Origin of the sequence: Methanofollis sp. (assembly GCF_028702905.1) — an archaeon.
In the GTDB taxonomy this organism is placed as follows: Archaea; Halobacteriota; Methanomicrobia; order Methanomicrobiales; family Methanofollaceae; genus Methanofollis.
Map to the genome: position 1 here is coordinate 1 of NZ_JAQVNX010000105.1, position 7,213 is coordinate 7,213.

Genomic DNA, 7,213 nt, shown 5'->3' on the forward strand with positions numbered 1-7,213 from the left:
CGGATCTTCTGTTCCAGAGAATTATTGTACACAAACCGGCAAGCATGGATGTGCTTCATGAGGAGCGTAACCTGCTCCAGAGAAGGATACATTCGATACTTGTAGCCTTGAAGCATACAATTGCGATCGTATATTACAGTACCATATACTTATTAAAAAGAAGTTTAGATTTTCAGGGCCTGTGATACCCTGCAACACTCTCTTACCGCTTAGTTTCGTCTCTTATTCTTTTTGTTAGCAGCGATCTTTTCTTTTGACGTCATGGGAGCGTTCTTGATCACAGGCGCTGTCTCTTCGGCTCCTGCCGGCGATTTCACATCAGCACTTTCCGCCTTAGGGCTCTTACCCTTTGGACTGCCCTGACCTTTCATAATGTGTCCTATGGTGTTGAAGTGTATATATTTTCTTGTTGAATACATAATCGGGTGCCAAAAAAGGATCGATTCTAAAAAATACGTAACCGGATCTGGATCTGAACCTGCCCGGAAACCTTCTCCAGTCCGGCATTTGTCCTGCTCGGGACAGCGTATGCGCAGTACCGTCTCCGGGAGCAGGGGGAGGCTTATGCCAGAACCAGCCTCATTTTCTGATACGGTTCAGATAAATGTCAGTGCTTTTTCCCTTTCTTCATTTTTGCGGCGTATTTGTCCTTGAGCGAGTCAATCTTCTCCTTTGAGAGGGTCTCTTCGGCCTTTGACTTTGCCGGTGATGGGGCGCCCTGACCTTCCGTTGCCTTGTGCCCTTTTGTCTTCTGTTCGCCCTGTTTTGTCATAATGGTAGACTGTGACCTCCGGGCGTATATATTTGCCCGATATTTCGCTGCTTTTTTCATTGGACAGGGTATCGGGTACATCGAGCGCACACCCGGGTCTTCTTTCTGAGTTCGTCCTGACGTTCCCGGCCACCGTCCCGCGGCACGTATCCGCCACTTCTATTCGGAGAGCAGATGTACTGTACCTTTCCCGGATGACGCCATCCGCCACAGAACCCAACAGGGGAATTGTTTTGTGTGGTCACACACCCCACCCCTCCCGGGTTTATCCTGACGCCGTCCCCATCGGGAGTGCGGGCACCCTTCCCCTCAACGGCATCATCAGGGCCGCAGGGGCCGCGGCGGAGTACCTTTTGTGCGCATTCGGCACTCCCCCGGCCCCATGCCGCGTCTCCCCGCGTCACTCTTCGCAGACCCCACAATCCCCCGTCGGCCAGAAAAATCCCAATTTATCCGGGGATTCTGGAGAATTCCCCCGCGGTTCATTCCGAAATTCTCAAAACACCTGAGGAAAACCTATGATAGTTACCAGATGACCATAGAAGTCCTGATTATTCTGCTGTACCTCGCCGCAATGCTGGCCATCGGCTTTATTGTCCAGCGCCGCGGAGGCGTCGAGACGTCCAAGGGGTACCTGGTCGCCAACAGAAACGTGGGCCCTGTTCTTATCGGGGGGACACTTTTTGCCACGTTCTGGGGCGGCGGCACTCTTCTCGGGGGTGCCGGTGCGGCCTATGGAGGCCACATGCTCGCCACCATCGCGGACCCGTGGGCCTCGGGCATCACGCTCCTGCTGATGGCAATATTCTTCGTGACGATCCTGCGGAAGATGAAGATCGCGTCCCTCGGCGAGATGTATTACCTGCGGTACGGGTCGAAAGGGGCACTTGTCGCCTCTCTTCTCTCCCTCCCCACCCTCATCTTCTGGACCTCGGTGCAGATCCTCGCCATCAGCAAGATCCTCAACGTCCTTGTCGGCATTCCCGGCGTCGAGAGTGCCATCATTGCAGGGCTGATCGTGATCATCTATACCTATCTCGGGGGTATGCTCGCCGTCATCATCACCGACAACATCCAGATGGTCCTCATCCTGCTCGGTCTCGCCGTCCTCATACCGACAGGGATCGCGTACGTCGGCGGCTTCGATGTCATCGCCGCCAACACGCCGACGGACTTCTGGTCGATCCTCCCGAGTGACAACTCCCCGAGCGGGATCGGGTGGACGGTCACCGGCATCATGGCCTGGTTTGCCGCATGGTGCGGCATGGGTCTTGGCAGCCTTGCGTCCCTGGACATCTCGCAGCGTGTCTTCTGCGCACGTGACGACCGGGCCGCAAGGCAGGGCCTTTTCATTGGCACAGGGCTGTACTGGGTCGCCGGCCTCGGCCCGATCTTCCTCGGCCTTCTTGGAATCGTGATGATCAACACCGGCATGATCGACGGCGCCATCCTTGCCGAAGACCCCGAACTGATCGTCCCCTTCCTGGCAAAGACCCTCCTCTCCCCCTGGATGATGGCCCTCTTCATCGGTTCCCTGATGGCGGCGATCATGTCAACGGCGAGTTCTGCGATCTTCGCGTCCGCGGCCGTCATCTCGACCAACTTCGTCCACGGTGCGGTTTCCGATCACATCAGGGACGAAAAGGCGGTGCTGCGCTTCACCCGTTTCCTCGTCGTCGCCATCGGCATCTTCTGCATCGGGATCAGTTTCTGTGCGCCCGGCCTCTACGACCTGATGATCTTCGGGTTCACCCTGCTCTTCGCCTGCCTCTTCTGGGCCGTCGTCTGCGGCCTCTTCTGGAAGAGAGCGAACGCACCCGGCGCCATCGCCTCGATGCTCGGCGGTCTTGTCACGACGGTCCTCGGGATCGTCGTCCTCTCGATACAGCAGGGGGCGCCGACCGTTGTCCCGCCCGACAACGAGTGGATGGTCTTCTTCACCTTCGGGCCGACGGTCGTCGCCGGCATCGCCATGTATGTCGTATCCATGCTGACGCAGGAGACGTACCCGCCTGTCCCGCTGAAGGACACGGACGGGAACATTCTCAAGTGGCCTGACCTGGAGACAGCATCCGGAGGAATGGTAAAAGAGCAGGGGCATCCTGCCGTGCTCGCCTCGCCGGTGAGCACCGAGGACGATTGAGGGGGTTTCTTCCCTCCTTCTTTATCTCTTCTTTTTCTGCTTTAAGTCGTCTCGTCCTCTGGACTCGGGTCGAGGAGATAGATATCGGCCTTCCCGTTCCTGAGGTCTGTCCAGACGACCCGGTCCTCGTATATCGCGGGCCACAGGTGCTCTGCCGAGTCTGTGGTGGGGCGGTCTTCGGCCCGGGTCCAGATATTGTACCGGACGATGTCCCTTCTTCCCTTGCGGGTCTCCATCCAGACGATACTCTCGTCCGAGACCGCCGGCCATGACTGGGTTATGTCGTCCGCGGTGACCTGCCGCTCTTCGCCGGTCAGGAAGTCGTACATGTAGATGTCGGCGTTCCCGTTCCTCTCGTCTGTCCAGACGACATAGTTCTCATAGATTGCAGGCCCGTACTGCTCGGCCTCCTCGGTGGTGACCTGCCGCTCTTCGCCCTTCTCAAGGTCGTACATGTAGATGTCGGCGTTTCCGTTCCTCCTGTCTGTCCAGACGATCCGATCTTCGGAGATGTCAGGGCCGTACTGGTCCTCTTTCTCGTCGGTGATCTCTCTCCTCTCTCCCGTTTCGAGGTCGTAGAAGAATATGTCGGCATTGCCGTTGCCGAGGTCTGTCCAGACGACCCTGTATCCGTCGATTGCAGGATCTCCCTGCGGTGCGGCGTCATCTGTGACCTGCAACTCTTTCCCGGCCTTGATGTTGTAGAGGTAGATGTCGGTGTTCCAGTTGTAGTCGTTCCCGTTCCTGCGGTCTGTCCAGACGACCCTGTTCCCCGAGATCGCAGGGTCGAACTGGTCTGCCGTGTCTTCGGTGATCTGCTTTTCCTTCCCTGTCGTGAGGTCGTAATAGTATATGTCGGCGTTCCCGTTCCTCCTGTCTGTCCAGACGATCCCGTCCCCGTCGATATCAGGCAGGATCTGGTGCTCTCTATCGTCGGTGATCCTGACCTCGTCATCGGCGGCGACGGCGGGCGCAACCATCGCAGCGACAAGAAGCAGCACCAGCAGGTGCGGGGCATAGTCTCTCGACATGATCATCATCTCCTTTGGTGCGTGACGGGGGGTGGCCGGGCTGGCGGTATCCCGGGGGTCTGCTGAGAATAGAAACAATGACGCTCTCTTTCTGGAATGAGGCCGATACGGTATCCTCTGCAGCCCGTCCCCCTCACGGATGATGTGCTCTATAGCGTACGGGCATTATAAATGTATCTTTATGAAAATAGATATGCGGAGGGGTTTGCCTGTCACGGCGATCTGCCGTCACTCCTTGAGAGTGAAGAGGACGGACGGCAGGGCCTCTGCCCAGCGGGCGACCTGACTCCAGTCCCGTGCGTCGCCGGGCACGGCGCCTGCCATCTTCATCATGTCGAGGTCTGCCCTGCTCATCCCCTCGGGGTCGAACCTGCCGGCGAAGAGGCCTTCGACCTGCGGCCTGACATAGATCCTGACCTCGCTCATCGATGCCGACGCCGACTTCCTGATCATGTCTGTCTCGTCTTTCATCGAATAGCCGACGGCGAAGATGGCGAGCGGTTTCTCGTTCAGTTCGATACAGAACCTCTTGACAAAGTCCACCGCCTCGACGAGCCATTTGCCCATATAGATCGGGCTCCCCGCGACGACCGCCGCATAGGGGGAGATGTCCGAGACGTCCATAACATTCCTGCAGTCGACGGTATAGCCTGCCTTTTCGAGTGTCCGTGACACCGATTCGGCGATCTCCCTGGTCGAGCCGTACCGGCTCGCATAGGCTACAAGGATCTTCGTGTTCATGGTCTCCTCTATCATATTTCCCCCCTCCCCTGATGTCTCTTTTCCAGGTCGGTCTTCTCCGCCACATAGACTTCTGCCATATGGTGGGGGTGGTAGCGGAGTTTCGCCTCCCGCAGGCCAGGCACGCCGACGTCTGACTCGCGGTTGATGTACGTGCGGTCGGGGGCAAGCAGCCGTGCGGCCTCCTGGTTCACGGCCTTGTACACCCCTTCGCAGTCTGGCAGTCCCTTCTCGAAGTGGATGAGGGCCGTGTCAGGGTTGAGGTCGTCATAGACCGAGATGGCGGCGATCGCCCCGTTCACCCGGATCATCAGCCCGGAGAGGCCGAGGTCGGAGAAGTGGTCCATCGCGTAGAGGACCGCCTCCTTCTCCTCGGCCAGCACCGGCGACTCGTCGCAGTGCCGCCACGCACACCATTTTTTCAGGAACTCCCGCACCTCTGCGAGGTCTTCTGCGTGCATCTCCTCGACGACAGGTTCGCAACTCCGCCTGAACCTGTTGAGGTGGCCGCGGATGGTGAGGTACTTCTTTCCCGGCAGGTCGTCGAGGTCTGAGGCAAGGTAGACATAGTCGGCGAAGTCACGGTCAGACCTGAAGGCGAGGCCGGGATAGAGGGCCTTCACCCAGTCCAGGGTCTCCTCGTCGAAGACATAGTAGGGGGCGGCGCAGCCCTCCCTGACGGCGAGGTCGAGAACCTCCTCCAGGGCCGCGGGGTCACGCGGTCCGATCGGCCCCCTGAAGGTCTTCTCCCCCTCGATCACGCTCATGATCACGACGCCGTCCCCGACGCGGGCATAGGCGTAGTGGGCATAGTGGTTCCAGCACATCATGGTCACGAAACTCATGTCAGAGTGCTGCTGCGGGTAGCGTGCATAGAGGTCGAGGAAAAAGGCCCGGTCCTCCAGGGTTACGGGTGTGAAGTCATCGAGTGTGAGCATATTTTTCTCCGAGGAGCATGGGCATGTGCCCCTCCATGGGTACGAAGCCGTGCCTTTCATAGAACGGTACGGTCCCTGGCTGTGCGACAAGGCCGATCCAGGCGACGCCCTTCTCCCTGCAGGAGGAGACGAGTTTTTCGACGATCGCGTCGCCGATCCCCTGGCCCCTGTATGCGGGGAGGACGACGATGTCCTGAAGATAGGCATCCGAGCACCCGTCAGAGATCGCCCGGCCCATGCCGACGGCGCGGCCGCCGTCTGTGGCGACGACAAAGCAGAAGCTCCCGGCAATGAGGGGGGCGATGCCGTCGAGCGACCACTCCTCCTGCCACCACCTGCCGGCACGGTACAGGTCGACGATCTCACCGGCGTCCCAGGCAGAGACGATGTCGAGGGCGATCTCCTGGTCCATGGAAAAAAGTGTTTCCTCTCCTATAAAAAGGCTCTTCAGTCATTTCTGCCAGACCCGCCCGGCATATGAATATGAAGGCCACGCCCTTTCGACCAATGAAAGCGACATTCTGAAAGGGTTCATCCACATCGATAAGGAAAACCATTCAGGACAGGCTTCGTCACCCTATGTGTCGGGTACGGCAGCATCCCAACCAGGACTGTACGATACGCACATCTTATTGTACACCTGTGTATGGTGCGGTACGAAGATAAGATCGGATGGGACTCTCGAAGACACTCGCGTAATTACAAACGGCACCTATGCCGCGCAGCGCTTCGTCTTCGGGATCGATGTGGGTGCGCCCTCGGCGGCCTGAAGGCGACCCGGAATAGTCGCGCGTACAACGATACTGTCGGTGCTGATCGGGGTGCCGCACTCTCCAGTTGGAACAACAGCATCAGGTCGTACCAACAACTGCAACCACCACCCGCGACAGCGAGGCTACCCTTTTACGGATGAGGTGACCTCGAAAATCGGCAAGTACAATCATCAGCGGCGACGTGACGATACGTGTCATGCAATACTCGGCAGCGGATGACTCGAATGATTTGCGTGTAGAAATCGACTCCGTGAAACTGGCCGTCGACCCGATAGTCGTCTGGCCACCGTCCCTATTTTGACCGGCGCGGAGAGTCTGGGTTTCCCTTTCTATTTGCAGGATGGAGTCTTGAGGGTGCGTACCCGTACGCTCCTGCGAATACCGATTAAATATCGAGTATGTCTCAGATCATATCGGTTATAAAAACGATTTGATCTTGTGTGAACTATTATGATATATATGTGATCATATGATTATGATCCGGTACGCCGAGCTACCCCCCTTCGTCTTTCTGTCTCCTGTTCGGGACGACGGGAAGTGCCGGATACATTCGGATAAATGGAGCTGAGTGACATATGCGACGATCCTTTCTGGTTCTCTGTATCGCTGCACTGCTATGCATGACCGAGCCCTCGAAGAGGCGGGGCATATCCCCCGCTGATGGGGCGTGCATGGCTGCAAACAGCAGGGGAGAGTGGATGTGATGATATCTGTAGAGAAAACTGTGTGTCTTCTCCTCATCCTGCTCGTGGTGCCGGTCGGTGCCGCTGCCGATCAGTGCGTGGGCGGCATCCCGCTCACAACTGTTCAAGAAG

General features: G+C 57.8%; 7 protein-coding genes. 1 reads left to right on the forward strand and 6 read right to left on the reverse strand.

Annotated features, from left to right (window positions below):
- Together PHP59_RS10555 and PHP59_RS10560 are read right to left on the reverse strand one after the other, a co-directional pair.
- Positions 1-116, reverse strand: a 116-nt coding sequence (locus PHP59_RS10555) for a helix-turn-helix domain-containing protein (RefSeq protein ID WP_366943752.1), incomplete at its 3' end; no start/stop codon positions are given.
- Between the two features lie 491 nt (positions 117-607).
- A complete protein-coding gene (locus PHP59_RS10560; protein ID WP_300166736.1) occupies positions 608-772 on the reverse strand; it encodes a hypothetical protein in 165 nt (54 codons plus the stop codon).
- 532 nt (positions 773-1,304) lie between these two features.
- Here PHP59_RS10560 and PHP59_RS10565 point away from each other — a divergent pair.
- Positions 1,305-2,915: a hypothetical protein gene (locus tag PHP59_RS10565; protein WP_300166738.1), complete on the forward strand. Its 1,611-nt coding sequence runs from the start codon at positions 1,305-1,307 to the stop codon at positions 2,913-2,915.
- A gap of 41 nt (positions 2,916-2,956) precedes the next feature.
- Here the strand turns inward: PHP59_RS10565 and PHP59_RS10570 are convergent, their stop codons facing one another.
- The 4 genes from PHP59_RS10570 to PHP59_RS10585 all read right to left on the reverse strand — a co-directional run bounded on the left by PHP59_RS10570 (position 2,957) and on the right by PHP59_RS10585 (position 6,037).
- Positions 2,957-3,946 carry a hypothetical protein gene (locus PHP59_RS10570; RefSeq protein WP_300166740.1) on the reverse strand — a complete coding sequence of 330 codons (990 nt, stop codon included), beginning with the start codon at positions 3,944-3,946 and terminating at the stop codon, positions 2,957-2,959.
- A 228-nt stretch (positions 3,947-4,174) separates the two neighbouring features.
- Entirely contained in the window at positions 4,175-4,702 is a 528-nt protein-coding gene (locus tag PHP59_RS10575) for a flavodoxin domain-containing protein (protein WP_300166742.1), read from the reverse strand.
- Positions 4,699-5,625, reverse strand: a complete 927-nt coding sequence (locus PHP59_RS10580; RefSeq protein ID WP_300166744.1) for a phosphatidylglycerol lysyltransferase domain-containing protein — start codon at positions 5,623-5,625, stop codon at positions 4,699-4,701. The genes PHP59_RS10575 and PHP59_RS10580 overlap by 4 nt, the downstream gene beginning before the upstream one ends.
- Positions 5,609-6,037, reverse strand: a complete 429-nt coding sequence (locus tag PHP59_RS10585; RefSeq protein WP_300166746.1) for a GNAT family N-acetyltransferase — start codon at positions 6,035-6,037, stop codon at positions 5,609-5,611. The genes PHP59_RS10580 and PHP59_RS10585 overlap by 17 nt, the downstream gene beginning before the upstream one ends.
- Positions 6,038-7,213: the final 1,176 nt, after the last annotated feature.